Here is a 15,747-nt window from a genome sequence, read left to right as displayed (position 1 = left end):
GGTTTGGCCGGACGCAGGCATTAGATAGTTAAGGCTCGGGGCGCCAGGCACCATCAGGGTGCGCCTGCACGCACAGCCTGCGTTGATTGGCGCCGCATTGGTGCATCGCCCACCCCCACAGCCCGGTCACGGCTCGCGCGCACCACGATTGCGCGCCCCGGCACAGCCTTTGCAATCACTCCCTCATCACATCATTGAGTCATGGAGATTGCACAATGAAGCGTCGCAGCTTGATCAAGGCTTTCACACTGTCGGCATCCATCGCCGCGATGGGCATGACCTGGACGGTACAGGCCGCCGAGACCATCAAGGTCGGCATCCTGCACTCGCTGTCCGGGACCATGGCGATCTCCGAGACCTCGCTCAAAGACATGGCGCTGATGACCATCGACGAGATCAACGCCAAGGGCGGCGTGAACGGCAAGATGCTCGAACCGGTAGTGGTGGACCCGGCTTCCAACTGGCCGCTGTTCGCTGAGAAGGGCCGCCAGTTGCTGACCCAGGACAAGGTCGCCGTGGTGTTCGGTTGCTGGACCTCGGTGTCGCGTAAATCGGTATTGCCGGTGTTCGAAGAACTCAACGGCCTGCTGTTCTACCCGGTGCAATACGAAGGCGAAGAGATGTCGCCGAACGTGTTCTATACCGGTGCGGCGCCGAACCAGCAGGCGATCCCGGCGGTGGAATACCTGATGAGCGAAGAAGGCGGCGGCGCCAAGCGCTTCTTCCTGCTGGGCACCGACTACGTGTACCCGCGCACCACCAACAAGATTCTGCGTTCGTTCCTGCACTCCAAAGGCGTAGCGGATAAAGACATCGAAGAGGTCTACACCCCGTTCGGCCACAGCGATTACCAGACCATCGTGGCCAACATCAAAAAATTCTCCGCCGGTGGCAAGACCGCAGTGATCTCCACCGTGAACGGCGACTCCAACGTGCCGTTCTACAAAGAGCTGGCCAACCAGGGCCTGAAGGCTACCGACGTACCGGTCGTCGCCTTCTCCGTGGGTGAAGAAGAACTGCGCGGCATCGACACCAAGCCGCTGGTGGGCAACCTCGCCGCCTGGAACTACTTCCAGTCGGTGGAGAACCCGGTGAACAAGAAATTCGTCGCAGACTGGAAAGCCTACGCCAAGGCCCACAACCTGCCGGGCGCGGACAAAGCCGTGACCAACGACCCGATGGAAGCCACCTACGTGGGCATCCACATGTGGGCGCAGGCGGTGGAGAAAGCCAAGTCCACCGACGTCGACAAAGTGCGTGAAGCCATGGCCGGGCAGACCTTTGCCGCGCCGTCCGGTTTCACCCTGACCATGGACAAGACCAACCACCACCTGCACAAGCCGGTGATGATCGGCGAGATCCAGTCTGACGGGCAGTTCTCGGTGGTGTGGCAGACCCAGGAGCCGATTCGTGCCCAGCCGTGGAGCCCGTATATCCCTGGCAATGACAAAAAGCCGGATTACGCCGTCAAGAGCAACTAAGACCGACTCGGTCTAAATGTGGGAGCGGGCTTGCTCGCGAAAGCGGTGTGTCAGTCGACGCATCCGAAACTGAGCCAGCGCTTTCGCGAGCAAGCCCGCTCCCACATTGTCCGTGCATGATCAGGACATTTTGTATGCCCACTGCCCTATACCGCTTCATCCTCGCCGCCCTGCTGTTGCTGCCCCTCGCCGCACACGCCAGCGACGCCGAAGACTTCATCAACGCCAACCCGATGCAACAAGCCAAGCTGCTCCAGGACTGGGCCGCCCAGCCTGACCCGGCGCGCATCGAGCTGGTGGACGCCCTGCAACAAGGCCAGATCAGCGTCAACGGGGAAACCAAGACCGTACGCCTGAACAACCGCCTGCGCGGCCTGATCGACAACGTGCAAGCCAGCCAGGAATTGCTCGCTGCCGACCCCAAGGTGCGCCTTGCCGCCGCCCAGACTCTGCAAAAAAGTGCACAACCTGCGCAGCTGAAATTCCTCGACCAGCAACTCGCCGGCGAAACCAATGATGACGTACACACAGCCCTCAGTCTCGCCCTGGCCAACCTGCAACTGGTAGACCCCGACCCGGCCGTGCGCCTGGCCGCCGTGCGCTTGCTCGGCGGCACCGGCGACCCGCTGGCCCGCACTCGCCTGGAAGCCCTGCTCGCTCCCGGCGTCGAAGCCGACGCCACGGTGCACACCGCCGCCGAGACCAGCCTGGCCCAGGTCAAACGCAAACTGATGGTGGGCGAGATTCTCGGCCAGGCCTTCAGCGGCATGTCCCTGGGCTCGATCCTGCTGCTGGCGGCGCTCGGCCTGGCGATCACCTTCGGCCTGCTCGGGGTGATCAACATGGCCCACGGCGAGATGCTGATGCTCGGCGCCTACTCCACCTATGTGGTGCAGTTGCTGATGCAGCGCTACGTGCCCCAGGCCATCGAGTTCTACCCGCTGATCGCGCTGCCGGTGGCGTTTTTTGTCACCGCCGCCATCGGCATGGCCCTGGAGCGCACGGTGATTCGTCACCTCTACGGCCGCCCGCTGGAAACCCTGCTCGCCACCTGGGGCATCAGCCTGATGCTGATCCAGCTGGTGCGCCTGGTGTTCGGTGCGCAGAACGTTGAAGTGGCCAACCCCGAGTGGCTGTCCGGGGGAATCCAGGTGCTGCCCAACCTGGTGCTGCCGTACAACCGCATCGTGATCATCGCCTTCGCGCTGTTCGTGGTGGTGCTGACTTGGCTGCTGCTGAACAAGACGCGCCTGGGCCTCAACGTGCGGGCCGTCACCCAGAACCGCAACATGGCCGCCTGCTGCGGCGTGCCCACCGGACGCGTGGACATGCTCGCCTTTGGCCTCGGCTCCGGCATAGCGGGCCTCGGTGGCGTGGCCCTGAGCCAGATCGGCAACGTCGGCCCGGACCTCGGCCAGAGCTACATCATCGACTCGTTCCTGGTGGTGGTACTCGGCGGTGTCGGCCAGTTGGCCGGTAGCGTCATGGCCGCCTTCGGCCTGGGGATAGCCAACAAGATTCTTGAACCGCAGATCGGTGCCGTGCTCGGCAAGATCCTGATCCTCGCGCTGATCATTCTGTTCATCCAGAAACGCCCGCAAGGACTCTTCGCACTGAAAGGACGGGTGATCGACTGATGAACCAGCCATTGATGCTTACGGCCGCGCAAAAGGCCGGCCCCAAGGTGACCGTCGCGGTCGGTGCAGTGGTACTGATCCTGCTGCTGGCGCTGCCGTTGTTCTCGCTGTTGTCACCGGAAAATCCGCTGCACGTTTCCGCCTATACCCTGACGTTGGTGGGCAAGATTCTGTGCTACGCCATCGTCGCCCTGGCGCTGGACCTGGTGTGGGGTTATGCCGGGATGTTGTCCCTCGGGCACGGCCTGTTCTTTGCGCTGGGCGGTTATGCCATGGGCATGTACCTGATGCGCCAGGCGTCCGTCGATGAGCTGCCGGCGTTCATGACCTTTTTGTCGTGGACCGAGTTGCCGTGGTACTGGACCGGCACCAGCCACTTCCTCTGGGCAATGTGCCTGGTGGTGTTGGCGCCGGGATTGCTGGCGCTGGTGTTCGGGTTCTTCGCCTTCCGCTCACGGATCAAGGGCGTGTACTTCTCGATCATGACCCAGGCCCTGACCTTCGCCGGGATGCTGTTGTTCTTCCGCAACGAGACCGGGTTTGGCGGCAATAACGGCTTTACCAATTTCCGCAGCATCCTCGGGTTTGGCATCACCGAGCCGGGCACGCGAGCGGCGCTGTTTGTGGCCACCGTGGTGTTGTTGGTGGCGAGCCTGTACATCGGCTGGCGCCTGGCCCAGAGCAAGTTCGGCCGGGTGCTGACGGCACTGCGGGATGCGGAAAATCGCCTGATGTTCTGCGGTTACGACCCGCGTGGCTTCAAGCTGTTCGTGTGGGTGTTGAGCGCGGTACTGTGTGGTTTGGCGGGCGCGTTGTATGTGCCGCAAGTGGGCATCATCAACCCCAGCGAAATGTCGCCGACCAACTCCATCGAGGCCGCTGTGTGGGTGGCCCTCGGCGGGCGTGGAACCTTGATCGGCCCGCTGCTGGGCGCCGGTGTGGTCAACGGCATGAAGAGCTGGTTCACCGTGGCGTTTCCTGAGTATTGGCTGTTCTTCCTCGGTGCGCTGTTCATTATCGTCACCCTGTATTTGCCCAAGGGTGTGATTGGCCTGCTGAAGAAGAGGGGCGACCAATGAGAATTACAGCGACGGCGGAATTCATGCTCGAGCCCATTCTTGAACCGAACAAAGACCAAGGCAGCGCCCGCGATGCCATTGGCCTCGGTCAGGCCGCCGGCAAAGGCCTGAACACCCGCCACGGCACGATCCTGACCCTGGAAGACATCAGCGTCAGCTTCGACGGCTTCAAGGCGTTGAACGACTTGAACCTGTACATCGGCGTCGGCGAATTGCGCTGCATCATCGGCCCCAACGGCGCGGGCAAGACCACGCTGATGGACGTGATCACCGGCAAGACCCGGCCCAGCCACGGCAAGGCCTGGTTCGGCGAAACCCTCGACCTGACGAGCATGAGCGAAGTGCAGATCGCCCAGGCCGGCATCGGTCGCAAGTTCCAGAAGCCCACGGTATTCGAAGCCCTCAGCGTGTTTGAAAACCTGGAGCTGGCGCAGAAGACCGACAAATCGGTGTGGGCCAGCCTGCGGGCACGCTTGAGTGGTGAGCAGAAAGATCGCATCAGCGAAGTGCTCGACACCATCCGACTCACCGCTTCAGTCAATCGCCCGGCCGGCTTGCTGTCCCACGGCCAGAAACAGTTCCTGGAAATCGGCATGCTGCTGATGCAAGACCCGCAACTGTTGCTGCTGGATGAACCGGTGGCGGGCATGACCGATGCCGAAACCGAGTTCACCGCCGAGCTGTTCAAGCGCCTGGCGGGCAAGCATTCGCTGATGGTGGTGGAACACGACATGGGCTTTGTCGGCTCGATTGCCGACCACGTGACGGTGTTGCACCAGGGCAGCGTGCTGGCCGAAGGGTCGCTGGAACAGGTGCAGGAAAATGAGCGGGTGATCGAGGTTTACCTCGGCCGCTGAACCTGATCGTTCCCACGCTCCGCGTGGGAACGCATCCGGTGACGCTCTGCGTCACACGGCGGACGCGGAGCGTCCATTGCGGCATTCCCACGCAGCGTGGGAACGATCATTAAGGGGAACTGAACATGCTGCAAGTCGACAAGCTGCACCAGTACTACGGCGGTAGCCACATCCTGCGCGGGCTTTCCTTTGAGGTAAAAGTCGGCGAAGTCACCTGCCTGCTGGGCCGCAACGGCGTGGGCAAGACCACCTTGCTCAAGTGCCTGATGGGTTTGCTGCCGGCCAAGGAAGGTGCGGTGAACTGGGAAGGCCGCGCCATTACCGGCTTCAAGCCGCACCAGCGGGTGCACGCCGGTATCGCTTACGTGCCCCAGGGCCGGGAGATTTTTGGCCGCCTGACAGTGGAAGAAAACCTGCTGATGGGCCTGTCACGCTTCCCCGGCTCCGAAGCCAAGGAAGTGCCCGCTTTCATCTACGAGCTGTTCCCGGTGCTGCTGCAAATGAAGCAACGCCGGGGTGGTGACTTGTCCGGCGGCCAGCAACAGCAGCTGGCTATCGGTCGGGCCCTGGCCAGCCGCCCGCGCCTGTTGATCCTCGATGAACCCACCGAAGGCATCCAGCCGTCGGTGATCAAGGAGATCGGCGCGGTGATCAAGAAGCTCGCGGCACGCGGCGACATGGCGATTCTGCTGGTGGAGCAGTTCTATGATTTTGCCGCGGAACTGGCCGACCAGTACCTGGTGATGTCCCGGGGCGAAATCGTCCAGCAGGGGCGTGGAGAAAATATGGAAAGCGAGGGTGTGCGCGGGCTCGTTACGATCTAATCTGTAGCGTCCTAACGATAAGCACTGACCATGACCCTACCTGCCCCCACCGCGCTGTTCACCCCAAGCTGGCACGCCGAGCTGGAACTCGGCTACGCGCGTTTCGGCGACACCACGCGCCCGGTGATGCGCCGCCACCTCGGGCCGCTGCGGGTGCAAAAGCATCTGTACGCCGAAGGCCCCGAGGTGTGCCAGCACATCATCGTGCACCCGCCGGGCGGGATTGCCGGCGGTGATCGTCTCGATATCAGCGCCCATGTCGCCGAAGGTGCGTGGGCGCAACTGACCAGCCCCGGCGCGGCCAAGTGGTACCGCGCCGGCGGGCCGGCGTATCAGAAACTGGAGCTGACGATTGAGGCGGGCGCGACGCTGGAATGGCTGCCGCAGGAGACCATCGTGTTCAGCGCCGCCCAAGCCGAACTCACCACCCGCATCGACCTGCAAGGCGATGCCCGGCTGTTTTACTGGGACGTGGTCGCCCTCGGGCGCCCCGCCAGCGGCGAGCGTTTCGACCTCGGGCACTTCCAGTCGCACCTGGATATCCGCCGCGACGGCCAGTTGATTTGGCATGAGCGCCAGCGCATTGTGGGCGCCGACGGTTTGCTCGACTCACCCATCGGGCTGGACGGGCAACCGGTGTTTGCGACCTTGCTGGTGACCGGCGAAATCGACCCTGAACTGCTCGAACAATGTCGCTCCCTGCCCCACCCGGTACGCGGCGACCTGACCCAATTGCCCGGCCTGCTGGTGGCCCGCTGCCTGGCCAGTGAAGCGCTGCTGGCGCGAGCCTGGCTGATCGCACTGTGGCGCCTGCTGCGCCCGGCCGTGCTGGGCCGCGAGGCTGTATCACCGAGAATCTGGAGCACATGAAGATTAAAAATGTGGGAGCGGGCTTGCTCGCGAATGCAGTGGGTCAGGCAAAGATGCATTCACTGACACACCGCATTCGCGAGCAAGCCCGCTCCCACATTGGATCTCCGGTGTTTTTACGAATGTATTTCATAGTGGACCTTGAACGATGGACCTGACCCCACGGGAAAAAGACAAACTGCTGATCTTCACCGCCGGCCTGGTGGCCGAGCGGCGGTTGGCGCGCGGTGTGAAGCTCAACTACCCGGAAACCATCGCCTACATCTCCGCCGCGTTGATGGAAGGCGCCCGCGATGGCCGCACCGTGGCCGAGCTGATGCACTTCGGCACCACCCTGCTCACCCGCGAACAGGTGATGGAAGGCATCCCGGAAATGATCCCGGACATCCAGGTGGAAGCCACCTTCCCCGACGGCACCAAGCTGGTCACCGTCCACCAACCCATCGCCTGAGGCCCGACCATGTCCTTTTTGATTCGTGATGCGGTGCACGCCGATTTGCCAGGGATTCGCGATATCTACAACGACGCGGTGCTCAACACCACGGCGATCTGGAACGAACAACCGGTAGACCTGGGCAACCGCCAGGCCTGGTTCAGCGCTCGTCAGTCGCAGTTTTATCCGGTCCTGGTGGCCGTCGAAGACGAGCAGGTCATCGGCTATGCCTCGTTCGGTGACTGGCGGCCCTTTGAGGGCTTTCGCCACACCGTCGAACACTCGGTGTACGTGCGCAACGACCAGCGCGGCAAAGGCCTCGGCCCCCAGCTGATGCAGGTGCTGATCGAGCGGGCGAAAACCTGCGACAAACACGTGATGGTCGCCGCCATCGAAAGCGGCAACCAGGCCTCGATCCGCCTGCATGAGCGCCTGGGTTTCATCACCACCGGGCAGATGCCCCAGGTCGGCACCAAGTTCGGCCGCTGGCTGGACCTGACCTTCATGCAACTGACGCTCAACCCAGGCGCTGTGCCGCCCAAGGAGTGACACTGATGAACGCCCAACTGCGTCGAGTCAATGCCGAAAGTTTTGCCCATTACCGCCCGGGTTTGATTGAGCTGTTGCTGGACGCCGTGAAGCACGGCGCATCGGTGGGCTTCATGGCCGACTTCGATGAAGCCCAGGCCGGCACTTATCTCAACGGCGTGCAGGCCAGTCTTAACGATGGCAGCCTGCTGCTGTGGGTGGTGGTGCGTGATGAACACGTCATCGCCAGCGTGCAATTGGCGCTGTGCATGAAAGCCAACGGCCTGAACCGCGCCGAAGTGCAGAAGCTGCTGGTGCACAGCGAGGCCCGGCGCCGTGGCCTTGGCCAGCAACTGATGAGCGCCCTGGAACTGAGCGCCCGCCAGTACAAACGCGGGCTGCTGTACCTGGACACCGAAGCCGGCTCCGGCGCCGAAGCCTTCTACCAGTCGCTGCGTTATACCAAGATCGGTGAATTGCCCGACTACTGCCAAAGCCCGGACGGGCGCTACACCCCGACCGCCATCTACTTCAAGACCCTGGGGCAACCTGCATGATTCCTGGCGAATTTCAGATCCAGCCTGGCGACATCGAACTCAACGTGGGCCGGCGCACCGCCACCCTGAGCGTAGCCAACAGCGGCGACCGGCCGATCCAGGTTGGCTCCCACTATCACTTTTTCGAGACCAACGACGCACTGACGTTCGACCGTGCCGCCAGCCGTGGCATGCGCCTGAACATCCCGGCCGGCACCGCCGTGCGCTTTGAGCCAGGGCAGAGTCGTGAAGTGGAACTGGTTGAGCTGAGTGGCAAACGCCGGGTGTTCGGGTTTGCCGGGCGCATCATGGGCGACCTGGATTAATGATCGTTCCCACGCTCTGCGTGGGCATGCATCCTGTGACGCTCCGCGTCACGACCTTCAAGAGCGGACGCAGAGCGTCCAGGGCGACATTCCCACGCAGAGCGTGGGAACGATCAGGAACTAAACACATGAAGATTTCCAGACAAGCCTACGCCGACATGTACGGCCCCACCGTTGGTGACAAGGTCCGCCTGGCCGACACCGAGCTGTTCGTCGAAGTCGAACAGGATTTCACCGTCTACGGCGAAGAAGTGAAGTTCGGCGGCGGCAAGGTGATCCGTGATGGCCAGGGCCAGAGCCAACTGCTCGCCCATGAGGTGGTCGACACCCTGATCACCAACGCGCTGATCATCGACCACTGGGGCATCGTCAAGGCTGACGTCGGCCTGAAAAACGGCCGCATCGCCGCCATCGGCAAGGCCGGCAACCCGGACATCCAGCCCGGCGTGACCATCTGTGTCGGCGCCAGCACCGAAGTGATTGCCGGTGAGGGCATGATCCTCACCGCCGGCGGCATCGATACCCACATCCACTTCATTTGCCCGCAGCAAATCGAAGAAGCACTGACCAGCGGCGTCACCACCATGATCGGCGGCGGCACCGGGCCGGCCACCGGCACCAACGCCACCACCTGCACCTCCGGCCCATGGCACCTGGCGCGCATGCTCCAGGCCTCTGACTCGTTCCCGATGAACATCGGCTTCACCGGCAAGGGCAACGCCAGCCTGCCGGAGCCGTTGATCGAACAAGTGAAGGCCGGTGCCATTGGCTTGAAGCTGCACGAGGACTGGGGCACCACGCCGGCGAGCATCGACAACTGCCTGAGCGTCGCCGACGAGTACGACGTGCAGGTGGCGATCCACAGCGACACCCTCAACGAATCCGGCTTTGTCGAAACCACCCTCGCCGCCTTCAAGGGCCGCACCATCCACACCTACCACACCGAAGGTGCCGGTGGCGGTCACGCGCCAGACATCATCAAGGCCTGTGGCTTCCCCAACGTGCTGCCCAGCTCCACCAACCCAACCCGGCCGTTCACCCGCAACACCATCGACGAACACCTGGACATGTTGATGGTCTGCCATCACCTGGACCCGAGCATTGCCGAAGACGTGGCCTTTGCCGAAAGCCGCATCCGCCGCGAAACGATTGCCGCCGAAGACATCCTTCATGACCTCGGCGCGTTCTCGATGATCAGCTCCGACAGCCAGGCCATGGGGCGGGTTGGCGAGGTGATCACACGTACCTGGCAGACCGCCGACAAGATGAAAAAACAGCGCGGGCGATTGCCTGGCGACGGCGAAGGCAATGACAACTTCCGCGCCAAACGCTACATCGCCAAGTACACCATCAACCCGGCGATTACCCACGGCATCAGCCACGAAGTGGGCTCGATTGAAGTGGGCAAGTGGGCCGACCTGGTGCTGTGGCGCCCGGCGTTTTTCGGGATCAAGCCGACGCTGATTCTCAAGGGCGGCGCGATTGCCTCAAGCCTGATGGGCGACGCCAACGCCTCGATCCCGACGCCGCAACCGGTGCACTACCGCCCGATGTTCGCCAGCTTCGGCAGCTCGCTGCACGCCACCAGCCTGACCTTTATCAGCCAGGCGGCGTTGGCGGCAGGCCTGCCGGAGCAGTTGGGGTTGAAGAAGCAGATCGCCGTGGTCAAGGGTTGCCGCGCGGTGCAGAAAACCGACTTGATCCACAACGATTACCTGCCGGATATCGAGGTTGACCCGCAGACCTACCAGGTCAAGGCCGATGGAGTATTGCTGTGGTGTGAGCCTGCGGATGTGTTGCCGATGGCGCAGCGGTACTTCTTGTTCTAAGCCCCAAATACGGCACTGATCGCCTGGTCGGTCAGTGTCGTGTTCAATGAGTTGAGTTCGCTGGTGATGCTGGCAAGCGAAGTGTCGTATTCAGCCCGACTCATGACGGTTCCCGGCAGGCTGTTACCGCGCGGCCGACCGAGGATATCGGCGGTCCTGGCGATGGTGTCGCTCAGGTCCTTCTTGGCCTCGGCAGACAAGCCGCCATCCCTGGCCCATTGCGCTTGCGCGTCCTCGTAGTCGAGCAACGCGTCAGATTTCCGGAAGATTCTCAAGTATTCCACCTTGTGGGCCCGCTCCAGAAACTCCTTCCACATCGGCTGCTCGATCAGGTTCTTGCGCAACTGCTCACCCTGGTCCAGCGCTGTCACCTGCTCGTACGCCGCCTCTACCATGGCCGGCGTCACATACTCTTCGCGGTACAGCATGGTTCTGGCCTGCCACGGCAAGTCCAGGCGGGCGGAAAGCTGCGAGGTGTAGGCCAGGTAGATCTCGACCTCATCAATAGGCGGGATCTCATTGCCTGCGTTGTCGTAATGAGAGACCAACATGCCCTCCTGGTCATACTCCGTATACCTGGCGCCTTGACTGATCAATTCTGCCACGCGCGCATGAGCGATCCGCCCCAACTCCTCCAATCGCCACTTGCCCCTGGCCAACTTGAGCACGCTGCTTCTCACCGCATTCGCGTCTTCATTGGCATAGGCCGAGCGCAACAACACTTCAACCCCCATGGCATTGAACAACTGCGCCCCCGCATCCACGCAAGCCGTGGGGAACTGTGCCATGCGGAACAGCTCCTCTCGCAACTCGGCGTCTTCGCCCATGGCCTCCAGCATGCGCCATACTTTCGCAGTCAGCTCCGGCAGGTAGCGCTTGCCCTCGACTACGGCATCCCCTGATTTGGACAGGTAGCGAATTTCGTTGAAAAAAGCTTCAGAACCGAAGGCATCCTCCAGCCTTTGCCACAATTGCTGCTTGGATTCCCATTCCTCGTCGGTCAATCCCGTTTTCCAGAGTTTGCTATCGGCCCGGCCTTTGGGTGGAAGCTGACGATCCGGATCATTACCGGCTGCCTCGATATATAACCTGAAATCGCTCACGGCTTTAGTACTCAGTAGCTCTCGGGAGAGCGTCGTGCGCGCGATGATCCGGGCGTTATCAGAACCCGGCGCAAATACCGGTACGCGGATAAGCGCGTTCTCACGCAAATCCAGAATGAAATGCCGTGGGCGCGGCAGGCGAAACACGCTGGCAGGCCACTCCTCCAAATCTGTTTCAGCCAGCCACAGCTGGCGCAAATCAGGCATGCGACTCACGTCCGGCGCCAGACCCAATGGATTGCTTTCAAGCGACAGCTCCTTGAGCTGTTTCAGTTTGCCCAAGACCATGACGCTCTCCTGACTCAGGACTATTTCATTGCCTCCCAGATACAACTCGGTCAGGTGCGGCATGGCGGCAATGGCCGGCGGCAGCCGCGTCAACCGGCAGGCTTGCACGGACAAGCTGCGCAGGCTGCGAAAGTTGGAAACAAACCCGTCGACGTCGTCACTCGTCAAGGCCATGCTGCGCAGGGTCAGCTTACTGACGTGATCAAAGTCGGCCGGCAATGGCGGCAGGGTGCGCAACTGCTGGCGCAATTCGACCCCATCCCACTTGATGGCCTGGCCGAGGTATCGACCATTGCCGTCGATATCCCGCACCCCGGTTCTGCGCCAGGCCGCCTCAATGGCCTTGACGATCCGGCCCCTGGCCCGATAAATCCGATCTGCCGCCTGGCCACTGGTCGACGCGCCTGCGCGAGCGCTAATCTGCCAGGTTCGCAACGTCTGAGTCAGGTTGCTGAATTCGCTTTCGAGTTCCTGTACCCAGGTGAGATCGAGTGGATCGCCGAGAGGTCGCAACTCGGCAATTTCGTTGGCGGTGATGTCCGGGTACAAGTTGCGAATGCGTGCCTGCAGGCTCCGCTCAAACGCCCAACCGCCGCGCCCGCTCAAGGGGTACCCACGCCTGCCGCCCGACAACTGCGATAGCGGTTTGAAGAACGGTTGGGCGGGTTGCATCTGCAGCACCTTGCGCAAGGCACCGCGCGACAGGGCATGTTCCTGGATTTTGCCTCTTAACTCCGGCCCCTGCCCAATGCCTGGCAATCCCAGAGACTGGCGGTGGGTGTCTGGCAGGGCATGTTGCAAGGCGCCGTACAGATTGTCGACGACATGCAGGCTTTGCCCTCGTGCGTCAAACGCCTCGTAGCGTCCATCGCCCCTGTGCACCAATACCTTGCGGTGCGCGGACTCGGGTGGGCCGTAGCCGGCACGCAGGCTTCCGGCCAGGGAGCCTTCGCGAACCTCAATGCGCAAGTCGTTTCGCCAGCCAGGAAGGCGCTCCAGCGTGTTGAGCGCCAGCGCTTCGGTGTCAACATTGGCCAACTCGTCCAGATAAAGCCCTTCGTAGGCCCGGGCCAGGCGCAGATGCCCAAGTTGCCGGCGCGCTTGCTGCGCCAGCTCCAGGGGAATCTTGCGATTGTTGACCAGGCTCGCCCTCTGCGAGGGGCTGGCACCTTCCAGCAGTTCCTCGACCATGACCGGTGGCAGGCTTTTGAAGTCGCGCGCGAACAGTTGCAGTTCGGCGCTGCCAGGCGATGACCGCCCGAGGTAAAGGCTGTCGAACACCCGCCGCAGGGACTGTTTGGCATAGATCCCCAGCCGCTCCTGCAACGCCTGGCTACGCAGCGCGGCCCCGTAAGGCATGTGTTGGCCGAGCAGGTTTTTAAGCTGCTCCTCGGGCAAACTCTCGACGATCAACGCCGGCAGCTTGCCGCCGAACAGGTCGATGCGGCTGATGCTGATCAGTTCCGTCCCGGGCGCATGAGGTTGGCCATACAACGCAGCTGTCCTGCTGGTGCCCTGGCCGTCAAATACTTCGATGGTCCTGCCGGGCGGCCAGCCGGTCATTTCCACCATCAACGACGCGGCGTAGCTACCCAGGTCCATCGACATCGACCCCGCAAGGATCTGCCCACTCAAGCTTTCGGCACGCCCGTAAGCCCGCATGCGCACCGCCGTGTCGAGTGTGATTGCCGGCGTCGGCTCGCTTTCCACGTACAGCCGGCGCAGCACGCTTTCATCGGTGTCACTGATCTTGCGCACCTGCTCCAACTGCGTATCGCTCAGGCCTTCCATTACATGGCTCAGTCGCCGCATCAGCGGAGCACCTTGCCACGTCAGGGGCTCATCGGCCTCATGGGTCCAGGCGCCAGAACCGTTGTTGACGATCTGAGGCTCATACGCCTCGGGCCTGCTGGGGTGCTGGACCCGGTACACGCCCGGTTCGTCTTGCGCGGTCACGGCGTAGCGATTGCCGTCCACCGACACGACCTGGCGCCCATTGACGGTATGTAGTCCCGCCTGGTCGGGAACCGAGCCTGCCGGCAGTCGGATGTCCTGCGCATAGGGCGCAAGGTCCGGCTTCCATAAGCGGGCCTTGCCCGACGGCAGCCTGACCGCCTTGAGTCCTTCGATAAACGGCGACAGGCTGATATGCAACGCAGCGCCGCCCACCGCCAGTTGCGCGAGATTTTCCAGCACGTCAGCGATATGCGCCCAGCCGGCCTCGCGGTCACCCTGGCCGAGTTCAACCACGCCCTCCAGTACTTCGTACAGCAGTTGCCCGGCCGTGACCACCGCCATCAGTGCACCCAAGGGCGGAATGAACATCGACACCAGGTTCAAGGTGAACAGGCCGATGTTCATCAGATGCGCCATCCGCCGGTCGTGGCCAGCCGCGTCGGTGTGAGCGGTGGGTATCGCCATGCTCAACCCATCGTCGAGTGCGCGCTTGCGCATGTCGGCGTACAGCTCGTCCCAAGGGTCGACGTCGATCCACAGCCCCTTGATCGGGTGGGCGTTGAGGTTCAGGTTTGGCTGGTCCTGCGGCGTGCGGCTGATATGTCGCGGGGACTTTATGACGGCGTTGATCGCCTGGAGTTCGGTAAGGGATTTTCTTGCGTAGTACTGTCGCCACGCTGGATCAGGGCCCAGGGCCACGCGCCTTTGCGGTTCATCGACGCGTTTCTCGGTGAACCGCCCGTAGTAGTAAGCCAGGTATTTTTTCCCGATGAACCGTGAGAAAAACTGTTGGTGGGCCGTGACCTGAACACCCCTGCTGTCCCAATAGTCCTCGGGTCTGTAAGCGGTCAGCTCACGGGTCGTTTCCTCTGCATAGTCGGCAAAGGTTTTGTAGCGCTTGATGGGGTGCTCGGGGTGGTCGGGGATGTAGACGATAAGCCAGGTGCCATACCCATGCTCCACGCTCGGGTCGATCATGAGGCAGCCGTGCATTTGCAGTTCCATGATACTGGGCCAGCGGTGCCAGACCTGCTTGCCTTCGTGCTTGATGCGTCGCTCGCCATTGGCGATGCGCTGCAGTAGCGCGTAGTCGTCGCTGCGAATATCACCTTTGAGCAACGCCACGTAGGCGGCGGCTCTGAAGGCGTCCTTTTGCCGGGTGATAAAGCGTTCACGCAGCAGGTTCCTGGACACGGTTTGCACGGGCAGCAGGTAGGTGGTGAGGTGTTCCTGGTACAGCCTGCCCAGGTCCAGGTCGCGGCATAACCGGGCGAAGGTCTCGATCGTCAGGGTCGTGGTATGGCGCTCGAAACGGCCATCCGCGCCGGGAGCGGTGATAAAGCCTGAAGCACTGTCGAAGAACCCGGCGCGGGTCTCGCGCGCTTCAAAATTGTTCAAGGCCGCTTGCAACAGGGACAAAGTCTTGGTCCGGTAGCCTGTCGCTAGTCCTTCGACCGGTACATAGAGGCGCAGATGCACCTGGTTGACGTCCAGCTCAAACCCGGCGGCCTTCAACGTGGCTTCAAGCAATGGCCGGGCGAAGGCGTTGACCTCTTGCACCTTGCCGGTCGCTTGCTCCAGTGCAGTGTGAGACTTGATGCTCGCCTCCAACAGGTTTTGCAGCGCAGCCTTCTGTGCCGGGGTGGTGGCCGCATACCAGGCGGGGATCTCTGGCTTGGCCTGCGTGATGGCTGCACGCAGGGCAGGAGATGCGCTGACCAGGCTTTCGGGGATGGCGGCTTTGATCTGTGCATAGTGACGCCCTTCGCCGCCCGGCAGGAGCGAGGTGGAGGCTTGAGGTGCTGGCATAAACGAGTACCGATAGGGAAATTAAGGCAATGACCTTAATCAGTCGCCCCCGGCACTCGGCGGTAGCTATTTGAACGGATTGCCCCCCATGGACGAACACTCAAAAAGCGCTGACAGGCTTGATGCACACGGGGGGATTTCCATGGGGTAATTAAGTCGTCGATCCATAGGTAATCCGGGGCCGATGCGTT

General features: G+C 62.2%; 12 protein-coding genes. 11 read left to right on the top strand and 1 reads right to left on the bottom strand.

Features of this window, described 5'->3' with window-relative positions:
• Window positions 1-215: 215 nt before the first annotated feature.
• The 11 genes from urtA (at window position 216) to ureC (ending at window position 10,400) form a co-directional block, all read left to right on the top strand.
• Entirely contained in the window at window positions 216-1,481 is a 1,266-nt protein-coding gene (gene urtA / locus HYE77_RS19340; protein WP_003217372.1) for an urea ABC transporter substrate-binding protein, read from the top strand.
• Window positions 1,482-1,615: 134 nt separating this feature from the next.
• Window positions 1,616-3,118: an urea ABC transporter permease subunit UrtB gene (gene urtB / locus HYE77_RS19335; protein ID WP_003217374.1), complete on the top strand. Its 1,503-nt coding sequence runs from the start codon at window positions 1,616-1,618 to the stop codon at window positions 3,116-3,118.
• Window positions 3,118-4,197, top strand: a complete 1,080-nt coding sequence (urtC, locus tag HYE77_RS19330) for an urea ABC transporter permease subunit UrtC (RefSeq protein ID WP_177069141.1) — start codon at window positions 3,118-3,120, stop codon at window positions 4,195-4,197. The genes urtB and urtC overlap by 1 nt, the downstream gene beginning before the upstream one ends.
• Window positions 4,194-5,054: an urea ABC transporter ATP-binding protein UrtD gene (urtD, locus tag HYE77_RS19325; protein ID WP_003217378.1), complete on the top strand. Its 861-nt coding sequence runs from the start codon at window positions 4,194-4,196 to the stop codon at window positions 5,052-5,054. The genes urtC and urtD overlap by 4 nt, the downstream gene beginning before the upstream one ends.
• Before the next feature lie 125 nt (window positions 5,055-5,179).
• A complete protein-coding gene (gene urtE / locus HYE77_RS19320; RefSeq protein WP_003217380.1) occupies window positions 5,180-5,878 on the top strand; it encodes an urea ABC transporter ATP-binding subunit UrtE in 699 nt (232 codons plus the stop codon).
• A 30-nt stretch (window positions 5,879-5,908) separates the two neighbouring features.
• Complete coding sequence (locus HYE77_RS19315; protein ID WP_177036418.1) at window positions 5,909-6,748, top strand: urease accessory protein UreD; 840 nt, start codon at window positions 5,909-5,911, stop codon at window positions 6,746-6,748.
• Window positions 6,749-6,896: 148 nt separating this feature from the next.
• Window positions 6,897-7,199: an urease subunit gamma gene (gene ureA / locus HYE77_RS19310; RefSeq protein WP_003217383.1), complete on the top strand. Its 303-nt coding sequence runs from the start codon at window positions 6,897-6,899 to the stop codon at window positions 7,197-7,199.
• Between the two features lie 9 nt (window positions 7,200-7,208).
• Entirely contained in the window at window positions 7,209-7,730 is a 522-nt protein-coding gene (locus tag HYE77_RS19305; RefSeq protein ID WP_003217385.1) for a GNAT family N-acetyltransferase, read from the top strand.
• Between the two features lie 5 nt (window positions 7,731-7,735).
• Window positions 7,736-8,266 (top strand): N-acetyltransferase, encoded by a 531-nt coding sequence (locus tag HYE77_RS19300; RefSeq protein ID WP_063033356.1) that lies wholly within the window; start codon window positions 7,736-7,738, stop codon window positions 8,264-8,266.
• Window positions 8,263-8,571: an urease subunit beta gene (locus HYE77_RS19295; RefSeq protein ID WP_003217389.1), complete on the top strand. Its 309-nt coding sequence runs from the start codon at window positions 8,263-8,265 to the stop codon at window positions 8,569-8,571. Before HYE77_RS19300 ends, HYE77_RS19295 begins: the two co-directional genes overlap by 4 nt.
• 128 nt (window positions 8,572-8,699) lie before the next feature.
• Window positions 8,700-10,400, top strand: coding sequence for an urease subunit alpha (gene ureC, locus HYE77_RS19290; RefSeq protein ID WP_003217391.1), 1,701 nt, complete (start codon window positions 8,700-8,702; stop codon window positions 10,398-10,400).
• On the opposite strand, the gene HYE77_RS19285 is transcribed toward ureC, so the two are convergent.
• On the bottom strand, window positions 10,397-15,556 hold the full coding sequence (locus HYE77_RS19285) for a dermonecrotic toxin domain-containing protein (protein ID WP_177069140.1): 5,160 nt from the start codon (window positions 15,554-15,556) through the stop codon (window positions 10,397-10,399). The two genes, ureC and HYE77_RS19285, sit on opposite strands and share 4 nt — an antisense overlap.
• Window positions 15,557-15,747 lie beyond the last annotated feature (191 nt).

Source organism: Pseudomonas sp. IPO3774, from assembly GCF_013386835.1.
Lineage (GTDB): Bacteria > Pseudomonadota > Gammaproteobacteria > Pseudomonadales > Pseudomonadaceae > Aquipseudomonas.
The sequence above is the reverse complement of the archived record's forward strand: the minus strand, read 5'-3'. Positions and strand labels throughout refer to the sequence as shown.